This is a genomic window from Lacrimispora sp. 38-1, assembly GCF_049890855.1.
Classification (GTDB): Bacteria; Bacillota; Clostridia; order Lachnospirales; family Lachnospiraceae; genus Lacrimispora.
Window position 1 is genome coordinate 363973 of record NZ_JBANEW010000099.1, and the last position, 17702, is coordinate 381674.

At 45.0% G+C, this 17702-nt stretch carries 13 protein-coding genes; 4 read left to right on the forward strand and 9 right to left on the reverse strand.

The annotated features are described in order from the left end of the window. Positions 1-5: 5 nt before the first annotated feature. The 5 genes from V7D18_RS27370 to V7D18_RS27390 all read right to left on the reverse strand — a co-directional run bounded on the left by V7D18_RS27370 (position 6) and on the right by V7D18_RS27390 (position 8160). A complete protein-coding gene (locus tag V7D18_RS27370; RefSeq protein ID WP_426159201.1) occupies positions 6-1370 on the reverse strand; it encodes a UDP-N-acetylmuramoyl-tripeptide--D-alanyl-D-alanine ligase in 1365 nt (454 codons plus the stop codon). Between the two features lie 116 nt (positions 1371-1486). Further along, positions 1487-2965, reverse strand: a complete 1479-nt coding sequence (locus tag V7D18_RS27375) for a UDP-N-acetylmuramoyl-L-alanyl-D-glutamate--2,6-diaminopimelate ligase (RefSeq protein WP_426159202.1) — start codon at positions 2963-2965, stop codon at positions 1487-1489. Between the two features lie 13 nt (positions 2966-2978). Further along, positions 2979-4649, reverse strand: a complete 1671-nt coding sequence (locus V7D18_RS27380; protein ID WP_426159205.1) for a formate--tetrahydrofolate ligase — start codon at positions 4647-4649, stop codon at positions 2979-2981. 33 nt (positions 4650-4682) lie between these two features. Further along, complete coding sequence (locus V7D18_RS27385) at positions 4683-7406, reverse strand: DNA translocase FtsK 4TM domain-containing protein (RefSeq protein WP_426159207.1); 2724 nt, start codon at positions 7404-7406, stop codon at positions 4683-4685. 61 nt (positions 7407-7467) lie between these two features. Continuing rightward, positions 7468-8160, reverse strand: coding sequence for a ClpP family protease (locus V7D18_RS27390; RefSeq protein ID WP_426159267.1), 693 nt, complete (start codon positions 8158-8160; stop codon positions 7468-7470). A 383-nt stretch (positions 8161-8543) separates the two neighbouring features. Here V7D18_RS27390 and V7D18_RS27395 point away from each other — a divergent pair, with 383 nt between their 5' ends. From V7D18_RS27395 to V7D18_RS27410, 4 genes are all read left to right on the forward strand, one after another. Continuing rightward, positions 8544-9875 (forward strand): citrate synthase, encoded by a 1332-nt coding sequence (locus tag V7D18_RS27395; RefSeq protein WP_426159210.1) that lies wholly within the window; start codon positions 8544-8546, stop codon positions 9873-9875. 3 nt (positions 9876-9878) lie between these two features. After that, positions 9879-12191 (forward strand): hydratase, encoded by a 2313-nt coding sequence (locus V7D18_RS27400; protein ID WP_426159212.1) that lies wholly within the window; start codon positions 9879-9881, stop codon positions 12189-12191. Between the two features lie 152 nt (positions 12192-12343). Beyond that, the gene (locus V7D18_RS27405) at positions 12344-12937 is read left to right on the forward strand and encodes a TetR/AcrR family transcriptional regulator (RefSeq protein WP_426159213.1); all 594 of its coding nucleotides are present in this window, start codon (positions 12344-12346) and stop codon (positions 12935-12937) included. 63 nt (positions 12938-13000) lie between these two features. Continuing rightward, positions 13001-13984, forward strand: coding sequence for an aldo/keto reductase (locus V7D18_RS27410; RefSeq protein ID WP_426159215.1), 984 nt, complete (start codon positions 13001-13003; stop codon positions 13982-13984). Here the strand turns inward: V7D18_RS27410 and V7D18_RS27415 are convergent. Genes V7D18_RS27415 through V7D18_RS27430 form a run of 4 tightly spaced genes read right to left on the reverse strand, consistent with a single transcriptional unit; the run spans position 13977 to position 17702 of the window. Beyond that, positions 13977-15119 carry an ABC transporter substrate-binding protein gene (locus tag V7D18_RS27415; RefSeq protein WP_426159217.1) on the reverse strand — a complete coding sequence of 381 codons (1143 nt, stop codon included), beginning with the start codon at positions 15117-15119 and terminating at the stop codon, positions 13977-13979. The genes V7D18_RS27410 and V7D18_RS27415 overlap by 8 nt on opposite strands. A gap of 30 nt (positions 15120-15149) precedes the next feature. After that, on the reverse strand, positions 15150-15893 hold the full coding sequence (locus V7D18_RS27420) for a Rossmann-like domain-containing protein (RefSeq protein WP_426159219.1): 744 nt from the start codon (positions 15891-15893) through the stop codon (positions 15150-15152). After that, positions 15869-16672 carry an ABC transporter ATP-binding protein gene (locus tag V7D18_RS27425; protein ID WP_426159222.1) on the reverse strand — a complete coding sequence of 268 codons (804 nt, stop codon included), beginning with the start codon at positions 16670-16672 and terminating at the stop codon, positions 15869-15871. The genes V7D18_RS27420 and V7D18_RS27425 overlap by 25 nt, the downstream gene beginning before the upstream one ends. 13 nt (positions 16673-16685) lie before the next feature. Beyond that, positions 16686-17702: a FecCD family ABC transporter permease gene (locus V7D18_RS27430; RefSeq protein ID WP_426159224.1), complete on the reverse strand. Its 1017-nt coding sequence runs from the start codon at positions 17700-17702 to the stop codon at positions 16686-16688.

Genomic DNA, 17702 nt, shown 5'->3' on the forward strand with positions numbered 1-17702 from the left:
CACGGTCAGTGAAACTGTTCTGCTACCTGCCCCAGCTTCATGCTGTTGGAGCCCTTAAACAGTACACAGTCACCTGCCTTTAATTCTTCCTTTAAATAAGCAGTTAACGGTTCCTGTTCCATAAATTCCCTTACTGTGATATCAGGGGCATTCTCCCTCACCGCCCTGGCAATTTCTCCTGCCAGCTCTCCCAGTGTTACCACACAGTCAACAGGGTGTGCCGCAATATAGGTACCGATTTCATAATGAAATTCCAAAGAACGTTCTCCCAGCTCCTTCATGTCAGCCAGTACGGCGATCTTCCTTTTTGCCTTCGTAACGGAACCTAAAACTTCAAGTCCCGCTTTCATGGAGACAGGACTGGCATTATAAGTATCATCAATTACGGTGAAGCTTCCTGTATCATAGATCTGCTGGCGGTTTTTAAATCCGGTGAAACTTCCAAGAGACTTTGCCGCCTCTTCCATGGGAATGCCGTTTTCTGCCGCAACTGCCAAAGATACCATGGCATTTAAAATATTATGGCTTCCCATAACAGACAGCCGGACAGGGACTTTCTCCTCTTTATGCACTGCCGTGAACACAGGAAATCCATTATCCAAATGTACATCAACGGCTCTGTAATCACAATTTTCTCCAGTTCCGTAAAAAATCGTTGTGCAGCCTTCCTTAGCTTTTGTATCTTTTAGCATATCGTCATCGCCGTTTAAAAAGAGAATTCCGTTTTCACAAAGGCCATCCTGGATGGTCAGCTTTTCTCTGTATATATTTTCCCTTGATCCCAGCTGTTCAATATGCGCCACTCCGATATTGGTTATGACAGCCATATGTATTCTGGCGATTCTGGCAATCACGGTAAGCTCTCCCGGTTCGCTCATTCCCAGTTCGATGACGCCGATTTCATCTTCCGGCGTGATTTCACAGAGAGTGATGGGAAGTCCTACCTGGCTGTTGCTGTTGCCAGGAGTTTTATAAACCTGATAACGGGAAGAAAGCGCACATGCCACCATCTCTCTGGTCGTCGTCTTTCCCACGCTTCCTGTTATACCTATGAGGGGCAGGGATAAACGGCTTCTGTAAAAACTGCCCACTGCCTGCAGTGCCTTTTTCGTATCCTCCACGCGTATCCAGGGCTTTTCTGATTCCATGAAATCATGCTCACTGGTTAAAACGGCTGCTGCTCCATGCTCAAATGCCTGATTGATAAAACGGTGCGCATCCACCTTTTCCCCGATAATCGGCACGAATAAATCATTCCCCTTCATGGTTCTGGAATCGATGCTTATGTGTTCCAGAACAGTATCCTCCCTTCCGCAAAGAAGTGTTCCGCCTGTAGCCGAAAGTATTTCCTTCACTGTCATGTCTACCATGTTTCCTCCGTTCCATGTCCGCTCTTAGCGCACATTCCTGCCATCTTTCGTGGAAATGCCGAAAGCCACATTTCCTTTTCGGCCTCCGGCATTCTTTTTCTTATGGCAATTTTAGTTTATTGTCTGTTTATAAATTCAGGACTCTCTACTACGTTTAAAATCTCTTCCCTGTCTGAGAAATGGTGGCGTTCCCCATTCACTTCCTGATAGTCTTCGTGGCCTTTGCCGATTACAGCAATCATATCTCCGGGCCGGGCATGTAAAATACTGTAGCGGATCGCTTCTCTTCTGTCAGGAATCTCAATGAAGGTTCCCTCTGTTTTTGAGATACTGCTTCTGATATCTGCAATAATGTCTTCTGTTTTTTCAAAGCGGGAATTGTCGGCGGTCAGAATCGTAAAATCTGCCAGGCGGCCTGCACTGTCTCCCATAGAATAGCGGCGGTCTTTGGAGCGGTTTCCCCCGCAGCCAAATACGCAGACCAGACGTGTGGGATTATAATCCCTCAGTGTTTTTAAAAGGCTTTCCATACTGACTGCATTATGGGCATAATCCACAATAACGGTACACCTTTCAGAAGAATAAACAATCTCCATTCTTCCGTTCACACTTAAATGCTCCAGTCCATGACAGATCTTTTCCTTAGGAAGATCCAAAAAGCTTAAAACACTGACTGCAGCCAGAGCATTGGCAACATTAAATCTGCCGGGTATGTTAACCCGGACAGCCAGCTCATAGGCACCTTTTACATCAAATTCAAGTCCCACAAAATCAGACTGGGCCACGTAGCGGATGTTCTCCGCCTTAAAACTGGTTCCTGCTTTATCAAGGGAAAAGGAATACAGGCGGCAGGAAGCATCTTTGACGGCCTCATCAAAGTGTTCGTCATCCCCATTCATAATGCCCACTCTGGAGCACTGGAATATCTTTGACTTATAAGATAAATACTCTTCAAAATTCTCGTGTTCATCCGGTCCGATATGATCGGGAGAAATATTGGTAAATAAACCATAGTCGAATATCAGGCCATCCACCCGGTGCATCTTAAATGCCTGGGAGGAAACTTCCATTACCATATACTCACAGCCTTCTTCCGCCATTTGGTGAAAAGCTTCATGAAGCTGATAAGATTCCGGCGTTGTATTGGCAGTCGGAGTTACTTTTTCTCCGATTACAATCCCTGTGGTTCCAATCATACCCACTTTTTTTCCGCACGCCTCTAAAATTGCCTTAATCATATGGGTTGTTGTTGTCTTCCCCTTTGTACCGGTTACTCCAATGGTCACCATACGTTTTGCAGGATAATCAAATCTGGCGGCAGACAAAACAGCCAGCGCTTCTCTGGCATTATGTACGAAAATGGCAGTTACTCCTTCCGGCAGGCTCACCCTGCGTTCCAGAACAAGAACAGTCACTCCTTTTTCCACCACTTCCGGTATAAAATCATGGGAATCAACTCTGGTGCCTACGGTACAGACAAAGACAGTACCCCTTCTGGCCTTTCTGGAGTCATAGACCACATCTTCCACTTCCACATCCAGATTCCCCTGCAGTAATTCATACTCCAGATCCTTTAGCCACTGACTAAACTTCATAAAAACCTCCAAATCAGAATAATCCTGTGATTACTCCGTCATTATTCACATCAATATTATCGGCTGCCGGTTTCTTCGGCAGACCAGGCATCGTCATGATAGCCCCTGTTAAAACAACAACAAATCCGGCACCGGCGCTGACATAAGCATCCCGCACATTAATCTCAAAGCCCTGGGGGCGGCCCAGTTTTGTCTGGTCATCGGATAAGGAGTACTGTGTCTTAGCCATGCACACAGGCAGACTGCCAAATCCCATTTCCTCAAACTTTCTGATGGATTTTAAAGCGGAGGGTGCATAAGTTACCCCGTCTGCTCCGTAAATTTCTCTGGCAACTGTGCTGATCTTATCCTCCAGACTCATGTCATCGGGATAAATGGGTGCAAAATTACTTGTTTTGTTCTCCAGTGTTTCAAGGACCTTTTCAGCCAGTTTTACTCCGCCTTCTCCGCCCTTTTCCCATACCTGGGACAAAGCGAATTCGCAGCCTTTTTCCTCACAGAAGTTCTTTACAAACTGGTACTCATTTTCTGTATCTGTCACAAAAGAATTCAGCGTTACAACAACAGGAACGCCGTATTTCTGCATATTTTCGATGTGCTTTTCAAGGTTAACGATTCCCTTTTTCAGTGCCTCTAAATTCTCTTCCTTTAACTGGTCCTTTGGTACACCGCCGTTATATTTCAATGCTCTGACGGTTGCCACCAGAACAATGGCATCCGGTTTTAAGGAAGCCTTTCTGCATTTGATATCCAGGAACTTCTCAGCACCTAAATCCGCACCAAAACCAGCCTCAGTCACAACGATATCAGCTAACTTCAGTGCTGTCTTTGTGGCACGCACACTGTTACAGCCGTGAGCGATATTTGCAAACGGGCCTCCGTGGACAATGGCACCGGTATGCTCCAGAGTCTGAATCAGATTTGGTTTCAGCGCATCCTTAAGCAGGGCCGCCATGGCTCCTACCGCATTCAACTGAGCTGCAGTCACGGGCTCTCCGGAATAATTATATGCAACAATAATTCGTCCCAACCGCTCTTTTAAATCATTCATGTCGTCTGCAAGGCAGAGAATGGCCATAATTTCAGAAGCCACTGTAATAACAAAGTGATCTTCTCTTACAAATCCTTCCGCTTTTGAACCAAGTCCCACCACGATATTTCTTAAAGCCCGGTCATTCATGTCCAGACATCTCTTCCACAGGATCTGCCTTGTATCAATTCCCAGAGCGTTGCCCTGGTGGATGTGATTATCAAGCAGGGCTGAAAGCAGATTGTTTGCTGAGGTAATGGCATGAAAATCTCCGGTAAAATGAAGGTTTAAATCTTCCATGGGAACAACCTGGGCATAACCGCCGCCTGCCGCTCCGCCCTTGATTCCAAAGCATGGACCTAAAGAAGGCTCTCTTAAGGCGATGATTGCCTTTTTCCCGATCTTTCCAAATGCCTGTCCTAATCCCACCGTCGTAGTGGTCTTACCCTCTCCGGCCGGTGTGGGATTAATTGCCGTAACTAGAACCAGTTTTCCATCCGGGCGGTCCTTTACCTGTTCCCACAATTCATCGGAAAGTTTCGCTTTGTATTTGCCGTAAAGTTCTAAATCGTCTTCTGCAATCCCATAGGATGCTGCCACCTCTTTAATTGGTATCATCTTCGCTTCCTGTGCGATCTCAATATCTGTTTTCATAAGTATCATCCTCCTTATATGTAAGCAATGGTTTTAAATCTCTTCAAACTCTTCCATGCTCATGAGCACTTTACGGGGCTTGGTACCTTCCTCTTCCCCCACCACACCGGCCTCAGCAAGCTGATCCATGATTCTGGCAGCCCGGTTAAATCCGATTTTATACATTCTCTGCAGCATGCCGATGGATGCCTTGTCTTTTTCAATGATAAATCTGCCTGCCTGCACAAAATATTCATCCCGGTCACTCCCGCCGCCTTTTGAATCTGCAGCTGCCGGAGCAGAGGCAATCATATTTTCCACCTCCGGATTGTAATCCGGTGTCATTCCCTGCTCTGTCAAAAAGTCCACCACACTGGAAACTTCTGTATCAGAAACAAATGCTCCCTGCACACGCATGGGTTTTGGATAACCGGCAGGGTAAAACAGCATATCACCCTTTCCAAGAAGCTTCTCCGCACCATTCATGTCAATGATGGTTCTGGAATCCACACCGGAAGAAACGGCAAAGGCAACTCTTGACGGCACATTCGCTTTAATCAGACCGGTGATGACGTTGACGGACGGACGCTGGGTGGCGATTACAAGATGAATTCCCGCAGCCCTGGCAAGCTGGGCAAGACGGCAGATGGAATCTTCCACTTCACCTGGCGCTACCATCATCAAATCAGCAAGCTCGTCGATTATAATTACAATCTGCGGCATCTTCTGAGGTTTGTTTTCATCATCAATGTCCTTTAAACTCTCTACCTTGGCATTATAGCCTTTAATCTCCCTGACATTGTACTGGGCAAACTTATTATAGCGGTCTGTCATCTCCGCCACTGCCCAGTTTAAGGCTCCCGATGCCTTCTTGGGATCCGTCACAACCGGAAGCAGCAAGTGGGGAATTCCATTATAAACACTTAATTCCACCACCTTCGGATCCACCATGATCAGCTTCACATCATCAGGATTCGCTTTAAAAATAATGCTCATAATCAGTGTGTTGATACAGACCGACTTACCGGAGCCGGTAGCGCCTGCGATAAGCAGATGGGGCATCTTTGCAATATCTGTTACAACTACCTGTCCTCCGATATCTTTTCCCACTGCAAAGGCAATGCTGGAGGAATGCTTCTGAAAGCTGTCCGCTTCCAGAATATCCCGTAAGAACACCATGTTATTTTCTTTATTGGGCACTTCAATACCAACTGCGGATTTTCCCGGAATCGGGGCCTCAATACGAATATCTGCTGCTGCAAGACTCAGCTTAATATCATCAGCCAGACTTACAATCTTGCTTACCTTTACTCCCTGCTCCGGATGGAGTTCATATCTGGTCACGGAAGGACCGCAGCTGATATTGGTAACAGTCACTCCCACACCAAAATTCTGCAGCGTTTTCTGCAGTTTAATGGCTGTTTCTTTGTATTCCCGGTCAGAAAAAACCGCTGCTTTTCCTTTTTTAAGCAGGGAAAGAGGCGGAAACCTGTATTCCTTCTTCACAATCTCTTTTTTCTGACTGATCTGCTGACTCACACTGAAGTCATCGTCTTTTTGCGACTCTTCCCGTTTCTTCTCCAGTTTCTTCTGAAGCGCCTCCGTATCCGTCTCAATGATCTTGCCGGAAGCTGTTACTACCTGCTTGGGCTCCTCCGGAATAGAGAATGTCTCTCTGGGAATCATCTCATCAGCTTCCGGCTCTTCGGGATAAAAATCATCTTCCACAACTTCCATTTCCTTTAAGGTTCTTACTTCCTTCTTCATATAGAAAGAAGCCTCATCGGAACCTCTATGATATGGAACTGCTATATCATCCGGTTCAAATGGCACAGAGTCTTCGTCATCCGCCTCCGGTTCCGGAGATATGCTTCCTCTGAATACATCAGCCGGGTTAGACTCTTCCGTCTGAACCGCTGTCACTGCAGTCAGTTCACTGATCTGTGAATCAATCTCATCGGCAATATCACCGATACCGGTATCCGCATCCACCTCATAGAGATCCCTCTCAAAGTCGGGTTTATCCGGCTCCTCTTCCTGTACTGCCGAAATCGTGGTGGCATCTAAATTAACCCCCCGCAGTTTCTGTTCTTCTCTCAGCTGTTTTCTAAGTTCCTGCCTCTGGGCATGAATCTCCATATGCATGTCCATGTTTTCTTTCGCATGGTGGTATGCCTTTCCGCTACCGGTCTTTACAATATTAACAAAGGATTTTTCTGTAATGCACACCAGTGATATAATAATTAAAACCAGCGTAACCAGATAAGCTCCCACAACTCCGATTATGGAAACAAGCCCTTCTGCCAGCAGACCGCCGACTAAGCCGCCTCCTTTTCCGCTGACAGAAGCCTCCAGATAAATATTCAAAAGTCCGTTTTTTTCACCTGTATTCACACCAAAAAGCAGCTGTAAAAATCCGCACAAAGAAACCAGCGCCAGAACACAGGAGACCAGTTTAAAAACTGCTCTTGGGTTACCCTGGTTTGAAATATAAAATGCAGTTCCCGCAAACATGAGAACCGGTGCAATATATCCGATGCCGCCGAATATACCAAGCTGCACGCTGCGGAAAAAATCACCTACCATTCCGCACAAATGAAAATTGCTTAAAAACAGAATGGCCGCAGCGGCAAATGACATAATAATTACGACTTCTGAGTGGATAAATTCCGGTTCCGGCAGGACCACATTCTTCCTGGTGCTGGTATTTCTCGCTCTCCCGCTTTTTGGTTTTGTCCCTTTTTTTGCTGTTGTCTTCTTCTTTGTTGTCTCAGGCACAATACTTCCCCCTTCTGTCCATTGGTATCAGTATACAAAAAAAACGGGAGAATTGCAACGGCTAAGAGGAAGCAGTTTCCATCAGTTCATATAATTTTTTTAACGCATCCTTAATTCCGCCTACCTCATCAATGAGACCTTCCTTAACGGTTTCCTCTCCTACCAGCACCGTACCCAGATCCCTGGTAAGCATTTCCGTATTAAGCATCAGCCTTTTTAACTGGTCATAGGCGATTTTTGCATGAGAGGAAACAAAGCTTAAGATCCGGTCCTGGATCATTTCAAAATATTCATAAGTCTGGGCGGCTCCGATCACCATACCGGTCATTCTCACCGGGTGAATCATCATGGTGCCGGTAGGAACGATAAAGGAGTAATCGGTACAGACAGCCAGAGGCACACCGATGGAATGACTGCCTCCGAGGACCAGTGAAACCGTAGGAATGCTTAAGGATGCGATCATTTCCGCAATAGCTAACCCGGCATCCACATCCCCTCCTGAAGTATTTAAAAGCACTAACATCCCCTCCACGGAATCATCATCCTCTATCTCTGCCAGCTTTGGAAGAATATGATCGTATTTGGTAGCTTTGCTGTTGCTGGAAAGATTTTCGTGTCCCTCCACTTCTCCGATAATGGTCAGCAGATGGATTTTCCGCTTTCCGGCATTGTCATCCAGCGTAATCTGACCATATTCTTCCAGCTTCTGATCTTCTTTCTGCTCAATATCTTTCTCAGTTTTTTTCTCATCCAGATTTTCTTTTCTGGTTCCCTGCGCATTCTTTGTTTCTTCTTCCTGGCTGTTATTTCTATATTCAGACTCTTTCACTTAAGGAAACCTCCTGTTTGCTGTTTATAATGAATCACTTTCTTATAATGTGAAAAAAACAGTAAAAGTATGCCTTAATTTGTAAACCAAAATTTTAACCGTCCATTTGTATTTTTTTGTTCACAACAACAATATTTTAATTGTGATTGTAACAAGGTATTGACTTTGATGCTTTTACATGATAAACTACGAAACAATAAAAAGTTACATACCATTGCCAATGAGGGCAGCGCCGGAGAAATCCCATCGCGCTGCTTTTCTGTAAAAAAGTCCCTGTGGCTTAATCTGAAAAAAGGAGAAATTATCGCATGAACAATTTTTTCATTGCACAAACGTTTGGCAAATCCTCTAACTTCACGGATATTCCGAACAACTTATTCAAAGAATACAACGTAAAAAAGGGGCTCCGCAATGAAGACGGTACCGGAGTCAGAGTCGGACTTACCCGCGTATCCGATGTAGTTGGCTACGAAATCGAAGATGGAAAAAAAGTTAATGTTCCAGGAAAGCTTTACTACCGCGGAATTGAAATCAGCGATCTTGTAAACGGAAAAGACAATTCCCGTTTCGGCTTTGAGGAAACATCATTTTTACTCCTTTTTGGATATCTGCCCTCGAAAAAGGAATTGCGTGAATTTACCTCACTGCTGTGTGAGCATTATTACCTTCCAGATGAATTTCTTGAAAAAAACATGCTTCGCACTCCTTCCCGCAACTTAATGAACAGCCTACAGAAAAGCATCCTTGCTCTTTACGATTATGATGAAGATGCGGATAACACAGACCCTTATCAGACTCTGTTAAAGGGAATTAATATATTAGCAAAGCTTCCGTCTCTTGCTGTATATGCCTATCAGTGCAAGATTCATCATTACGACAGGGAAAGCCTGATTATCCATTATCCGAAGCCGGAATATTCCATGGCTGAGAACATCCTTTATATGTTAAGAAAAGACGGCTCCTTTACACAGCAGGAAGCGGATCTTTTAGATATCATGCTTATGATTCATGCGGATCACGGCGGCGGCAACAACTCCACATTTACAAACGTTGTCATCTCCTCCACCGGAACCGATATCTATTCCTCCAGCTCTGCCTCCATTGGTTCCTTAAAAGGTCCCAAACACGGCGGTGCCAATATCCGCTGCAGCGAGATGATCACTGCGATTGAAAAGGAAATTGGAGTAAAAGCAACCGAAGCCCAGATGAAAACTGTCATCCACAAAATACTGGCTAAGGATTTCTATGACAATTCCGGCCTGGTATACGGACTTGGCCACGCAGTATACACCGTATCCGATCCCCGTGCAGATCTGCTGAAAGTCTGCTGTGAAAAGCTGGCAAAAGAAAAAAACAGAGAAGATGAATATGAATTCCTGACAAAATTTGAAAAGGTTGCCAAATCTTGTCTCGCCGGAAACGGCAAGTCTCTGTCTAACAATGTAGACTTCTACAGCGGCTTCGCTTATAATATGTTACAGATACCCGAAGACATGTATACCCCATTATTTGTGTGCTCACGTATGGCCGGCTGGCTTGCACATAACATTGAGAATAAGATGTACGACGGCAGAATCATGCGTCCCGCTACAAAATACGTGGGGGAAACCATTCCCTATAGAAAGAGAGAGGAACGATAACTTATGGTAAAGTTGTATGACGGAGGAGCATATCTTGTAAACGGTACCCAGCTGATTCCTGAAGCGGAAATGGCTGAAGGAAACGCCCGGAGAAGTACTCCCATTACAAAAGACGAAGCAAAAAAGGGTACCATTGCATACTCCATTTTAGAAAAACATAATACATCAGGAAACATGGATCACTTAAAACTGCGTTTTGACTCCATGGCATCCCATGACATAACATTTGTAGGAATTATTCAGACAGCACGTGCATCAGGGCTTACCGAATTTCCTATTCCATATGTAATGACCAATTGTCACAACTCCCTTTGTGCCGTTGGCGGAACTATTAATGAAGATGACCATGTATTCGGTCTTTCTGCAGCAAAAAAATACGGTGGCATTTTTGTCCCTCCCCACATTGCAGTCATTCACCAGTATATGAGGGAAATGATGGCAGGCTGCGGTCGCATGATACTTGGCTCTGACAGCCATACCCGTTATGGTGCCCTGGGTACCATGGCAATTGGTGAAGGCGGCGGTGAACTGGTAAAGCAGCTTCTTAAGGACACCTATGACGTTGCCTATCCTGGAGTAGTCGCTATCTATTTAACCGGCGCTCCTGCTCCTTTCATGGGCCCCCATGACGTGGCACTGGCCATTATCGGAGCTGTATTTAAGAACGGTTATGTAAAAAATAAAATCATGGAATTTGTAGGACCCGGAGTCTCATCCATGGACACTGATTACCGAAACGGTGTGGACGTCATGACAACGGAAACAACCTGCCTCTCCTCTGTCTGGAGAACGGATGAGGATACCAGGGAATATTTAAAACTTCATGGCAGAGAGTCTGACTATGTGGAATTAAACCCAGGTGAAACCGCTTATTATGATGGTGTTGTTTATGTGGATTTAAGCACCATTAAGCCAATGATTGCCCTCCCCTTCCATCCAAGCAACACCTACGAGATTGATGAACTGAATGATAATCTGGCTGACATTTTAAGAACTGTAGAAAAAGAAGCTGCTCACATACTTGGAACTGCCAAAGCCAGCCTCTCACTGACGGATAAGATTACAGATGGAAAACTGATGGTTCAGCAGGGCGTAATCGCAGGCTGTGCAGGCGGCAATTACTCCAACGTAATGATGGCTGCACACATGCTGTCCGGAAAAGACTGCGGAAATGATATCTTTAATCTTTCCGTATATCCATCTTCCCAGCCGGTCTATATGGACCTGGTAAAAAAAGGTGCCATATCCCAGCTGATGGCTGCTGGTGCCACGGTGCGGACCGCATTCTGCGGTCCCTGCTTCGGTGCCGGTGATACGCCGTCAAACAATGCATTAAGCATCCGCCATACCACAAGAAACTTCCCCAACCGGGAAGGCTCCAAGCCTGGTAATGGCCAGATATCCTGTGTGGCATTAATGGATGCCCGCTCCATCGCTGCAACTGCCGCAAATGGCGGATATCTTACTTCTGCCGAATACTTTGTGGATGAATATACCGTTCCTGCCTATGAATTTGACTCCTCTTCCTATGACAGACGTGTTTATCAGGGATACAAAAAAGCAAGGGAAGACGAATCCTTAATTTTAGGACCAAATATAAAAGACTGGCCCTCCATGAGTGCCCTCACCGACAATATTTTATTACGGGTATGCTCTAAGATCATGGACCCGGTTACAACCACCGATGAGCTGATTCCTTCCGGCGAGACCTCTTCCTACCGTTCCAATCCACTGGGACTTGCGGAATTCACTTTATCCCGCAGGGATCCGGAATACGTGGGCCGTTCCAAGGAAGTAAACGAGTTAGAGAAGGTCAGAAAATCCGGTTCCTGCCCGCTTAAAGCAGATCCGGAACTGGAATCCGCCTTTCATGCTCTGAAGGAATATTTAAAACAGCCGGATTTAAAAGCCGGTGAAACAGAAATCGGCAGTGTGATCTATGCTGTAAAACCGGGAGACGGTTCTGCAAGAGAACAGGCTGCAAGCTGCCAGAGAGTTCTGGGCGGTCTGGCCAATATCGCAAACGAATATGCTACCAAGCGTTACCGTTCCAATGTAATGAACTGGGGTATGCTGCCATTTTTACTGGATGAAGATCCGGACTTTGAAATAGGTGACTTTATTTACGTTCCTGATATCCGTACCGCACTGGACGGTGCGATGGATCATATACCAGCTTATGTGGTAAAGAATAAAACAGGAAATCCCATACACGAAATCCGGCTCCATATTGCAGATATGACACCGGAAGAACGTGAAATTGTCAAAGCCGGATGTCTGATTAATTACAACAGAAACAAAAGCAGCCAGTTATAATTGATAAAGCCGCAGCTTACAGGTAGAATTCCTCCTGTAAGCTGCGGCTCGTATTTTGCAGAAAACAGTCTCCTGTTATTGACAGCACTGAAAAACTGTGTTATATTCAATCTACCAACCGGTAGTTTAATTGTATGGAAAGGATTCAACACATGGGTCAGGGAGCAGATACAAAAGAACGGATTATGCAGGCAGCATTGGAGGAATTCTCTCTTCACGGCTTTGAAGGTGCCCGTATGGAAAAGATCGCGTCAAAAGTCGGCATCAACAAAGCCTCTCTCTATTTTTATTTTAAAAGTAAGGAACAGTTGTTTCGCGAACTGTTCGATATCATTGTAAAAAAACATTATAATTACTTAACAACCATTTTTCATAAGTATCAGGATCTGCCTGCCAGAGAGCTTCTGTCTTCTGTTTATAAAGACTATCTGGAATATCACTGGGGTAATACAGAGATGGACTTCTGGAATATGGTTTATTACTATCCCCCGGAACAGATGAAAGAGGAAATCATTCATTTTACCCAGGACAGTTTCGATATTTTTAATGCCCAACTGACTTCTGTTATGAAGAAAGGGATTGAAAAAAAAGAGCTTCAGCCATTAAATCCGGCAGATATGGCAGCCACTTTTTACTATCTGGTCACCTGTATTACCCTGTCTACGGGTTTAATGAGTATGGAACAGGGGCTCCGTCATATGGATTCCTGTTTTGAAATATTTTGGAATGGAATAAAGGGTGTATAGCCCCTTTATTTTTACAGTATTATCTACCTAACGGTTGGTATATTATTTAGGAGGTAATTTATAATGGAACACAGATTATTAGGAAGATCCGGTATTAAAGTAAGCCCCATGGGAATCGGCAGCTGGGCGATCGGCGGTCAGTTTTATATGGACGGAAAAATTGACGGCTACGGCCAGACAGACGATGAGACTTCCATCAAAGCCATTTTGACCGTTTTGGATCTTGGAATCAATTTGATTGACACATCAGATGCGTACGGAATCGGTCACAGCGAAACTGTGATCGGAAAGGCGATTGAAGGAAAAAGGAATCAGGTTGTTCTTGCAACAAAATTTGGCTACATGGGAAATGAAGCTGCACGGACGCTGCACGGTTACAATTTAGATCCCGGATATATAGAAAGAGCCTGTGAGGCCTCCATGCGCCGCTTAAAAACAGATATCATTGATTTGTATCAGCTTCATGTCTGGGAGATAGGTTTGTCAGAGATGGAATCCGTTCTGGATACTCTGGAACGAATGACGGAGAAAGGGAAAATCAGAACCTACGGCTGGAGTACCGATCTGGTAAACGGAGCAAAGATTTTTTCAGAAAACAAAAACTGCAGTGCCATTCAGCATCAGTTAAATATCCTTCAGGATGCCCCCGAAATGATTCAGCTCTGCGAGGAAAAAAATCTGGCAAGCATCAACCGCAGTCCTCTCGCCATGGGATTTTTAAGCGGTAAATTTAATCAGGATTCCTTCCTTACCCCTGATGATGTAAGAGGTGCAGGCCATTCCTGGACAGAAGCAGTCTTTAAAAACGGAAGACCTGCACCGGAAGTTTTAAAGAAACTTCATGCAGTACGGGATATTCTTACCAGCAGCGGAAGAACCCTGGTACAGGGCTCTCTCGCCTGGATCTGGGCAAGAAGCGGCGTGACCATTCCAATTCCAGGCTTTAAAACCCCACAGCAGATAATGGAAAATGCCGGAGCCATGGAACTTGGAATGCTTACACCTGAACAAATGAAAGAAATTGATCAGCTGTTAAATCTTACTTAACAATTTCCTCTGCCTGTGCATCGGTAAGCTGCACATGATAAAAAAGATCATAAAATGTTTTGACATCAGACTTTACATCTTCATGATACTGCTCCGGATAAACCAGGTTGCCAAGCCATAGAATGCCAATCATCCGGTTGACGGAAGGAGGATTGCTCATGAAGCTGTAAGGAGCTGATGGAATCTGATAAACATGTCCTTCTTTCACAGCATTTAATTCAGCCCAGACGGAATCCGTTGTGATAGTCTGATAGAGAGCTTCAGAATCTGCCAGAATAATATCCGGCTGCCAGAGAAGAAGCTGTTCCATAGACACCTCACTACCGCCTCCGCTTGATGCCTGATCTACTTTTGCTGCATTCTCCGCTCCGATCTGCTCGATTACGCGGGCATGTATGGAACCTTCCGCATTGGTATGTAATCCATTGTCTCCGATTGCAAAATATACCGATTTCTTTTGATCCGCTCCCAATGAAGCCTTGGCAGTTTCCGCTTTTTTCAAAGTGCTGTCGCAGTAATCAGCCAGCTTTGCAGCCTGTTGCGTTTCCCCTGTAATTTCTCCCAGCATTTTGTATGCAGAGCTCATTGAGTCTAAGTCTGCCTCTACAAACACAACCGGTATCCCAAGCTGTTTGGACAATGCATCCATATCTTCCTTAACGGTCTTTTTTGCCTCGCCGATATCGATGATCACATCAGGTTTTGCAGCAATCAGCGCTTCCATATTCAGATTGGCGTTCTTCCCATAAAATTGTCCGAATTTCGGAAGTCCCCAGTATTTTTCATCAATATACTTCTTTGCATCATCTGAAAAATCTGATGCAAGACCTGCCAGCTTATCAGGCGCTACTGTGTAAAGCACGATCTGGGCAAGCGGACCAGAGGGAGCAATTTTTTGAATATCTTCGGGCAGTGTTACCTCCCGTCCTGCGGAGTCGGTAAACACCCTTGTCTTTTCCCCAGTGCTTTCTGAAGAGTTTTTTTCAGTACTCTCCGATGGTAATACCGTGGTAGCTTCAGACTGTACAGCGGTTGTCTCTTTTGTCTCTTTGGTATCTGTCTTTTGACAGCCATAAATCAGAAAAGCTGTACATAGTGCGGCTGCCAGAACCAATCCCCTCCTGTATTTTCTCATAAATCCTCCATTCTGCCTTTCAGGCAATGTTTATTTTTCAGTGATACGAACCGGAGTACCGGCGCGGATCACCGCTTTTTTCTCTTCGTTCTTTACCAGCCCTTCCAGCAGTATTCTGTCCCGTACTAAAGTTCCCGCAAGCTCGCTGACACCAAATTCAAAGAGCTTGGGAGCCAGGGGAATGCTAGGTCCTACTAAAATGATCTTCGCATTCCGTGCTAAGTTAAGAAGTCTTGGCAATGTTTTATTTATCAGTGTAAAGCCGGTAATAAACACATAATCCATTTCCTCCAGCAGAAATTCACAGGCGGTGTCGGGATAATCATTTTCTCCAGGATCCCGCTCCAGAATAACACATGTACCCGCTTCCTTTAAAAACTCCTCTGCATAACAGAAATGTCCGATTGTAGCCACTTTTTTTCCCTTAAAATCTGTTTTATGGGCTAAAAATGTATCCTCACTGGACAGCATGGCAATCTGGCCGGCTTTATCAAGCCGTTTTAGAGACTCATATTGATTGTAATAAGCATTAATGGCTGCTGCACCAATACTGGCCTCTGTGAAATTCCAGGATTTTATCAAACCAGCCGCTTCTTTCCAGGACATATCCTTTACATCTTTTTCCCTGCTCTTTACCGTGCATAAAGGATTTGTGGCGGCTGTTCCCAGACAGCTGCCTGCAGTAACCATTGTGCAGTAAGTTCCGGAGAAATAATCATTTACTTTCACATCATCCGGTATCGGTTCGATCAGACAGTCATACAATTCCCACATATATAGTTCTCCTCCCCTGGCATGCATATCTTTCTTCCGCTGCTTCCCTCCTCATAAATATCAATCGGGACCTGATAAAGCTTCTGAAGAAGCTCTTTTGTCAGTACTTCCGATGGCTCCCCCAAAGCTGCAACCGCCCCATCCATCATGACCATGGCCTGATGAGCAAAATAAAATGCATGCTCCGGATTATGAGTGGACATGACAACCAGATACCCCTTTTGGGATAAATTCTTTAACTCTCTCATAACTCTGATCTGATTTCCGTAATCCAGGCTGGCACAAGGCTCATCAAGCAGAAGAATCCTGGCTTCCTGGGCTATTGCCCTTGCTATGAGGACAAGCTGCTGTTCACCGCCGCTTAATTGGCTGTAAATACGGTCCTTTAACGCTTCAATTCCCATTATTTCCAGCGCCTTTACGGCTTTTTCTCTCTCCTTTTTACCAGGAGATCCAAACAAAGGCAGAGACGCTGCAGTTCCCATCATAACCATATCAATGACCGGAAACGCAAATACAGAATCATGATTCTGCGGAATATATGCAATCTTTTTTGCAAGCTCCCTTTCCGTATAATCTTCCTGTTTCATTTCATCAATTAGAATTGTCCCGTGAAAACCTCTTAATAAACCAAGAATACAGCGAAACAATGTACTCTTTCCTGCCCCGTTTTTTCCAAGAACACAGATTAACTGCCCTCCTTCAAATGTAAAGGAGGTTTTTTTCAAAACCGGATGCCTCTGATAGGAAAATTCCACATTTTTTATCATCAGTTCCATAATGTCTCCCCTTTTAAAGCCTGTTTCCTTCCTTTAAGATCAGATACAGGAAAAATGGTGCTCCCACAAATGCAGTTAAAATACCAATGGGAATCTCACTGGTTGCAATGAGTCTTGCAAAGTTGTCTACAATCAGGAGAAAACTCCCTCCAAGGAGAAGAGATGCAGGTAAAAGTCTCCTGTAATCGCTGCCAACCAGCATTCGGGCCAAATGGGGTACAACCAGTCCCACCCAGCCGATCAAACCACTTACAGATACAGATGCAGATGTAATCAGGGTAGCTCCAAGCACAACTGCCAGCCTGAGCCTTCCTGTATGTATTCCCATACTTCTTGCCTCTTCATCCCCCAGGCTTAATACATTAATTCTCCATCTGAGAAGATATATGGGCATGATTCCTATAATAATCCATGGAGCGGCAAAGAACACATCCTTTTGGCGAATAGATGCCAGGCTTCCCATAAGCCAGTAGGTAATGACCGGAAGCGTATTGGTAGGATCTGCTACAAGCTTAATGAAGGAAACAGCCGCGTTGGCAAGAGAACTGACCATAATACCGGATAGTACCAGGCCCAGTACCTGATTATACGGAACACGGCTGCTCACAAGACAGACAATCCCCACAGCAGACAGACCGAAAACAAATGCACACAAAGATACACCGCCATATCCTAACGAAAGGAATAATCCTAAAGCAGCACCAAATCCAGCGCCTGATGATGCCCCCAGCACATCAGGAGAAACCATTGGGTTTTTAAAAATCCCCTGGTAAGCTGCTCCTGCAAAGGAAAGTCCTGCACCGATCAGTGCCGCCATCAGCACTCTTGGAAGCCTGACTTGAAAAACAACAGTTTCAACCTGAGACGGCCAGGATGCCTCAATGGGAAACACACGTGACAGCAGGACTTTCAAAAGCGTTGCCGGATAAACAGGATAACGTCCCAAAAGGAAAGAACCAAAAAAACAAACCACAAAAAACGCAGCTATAATAAAAAGCCGATTGTTATAACGTTTTTCCCTATCTCCCAC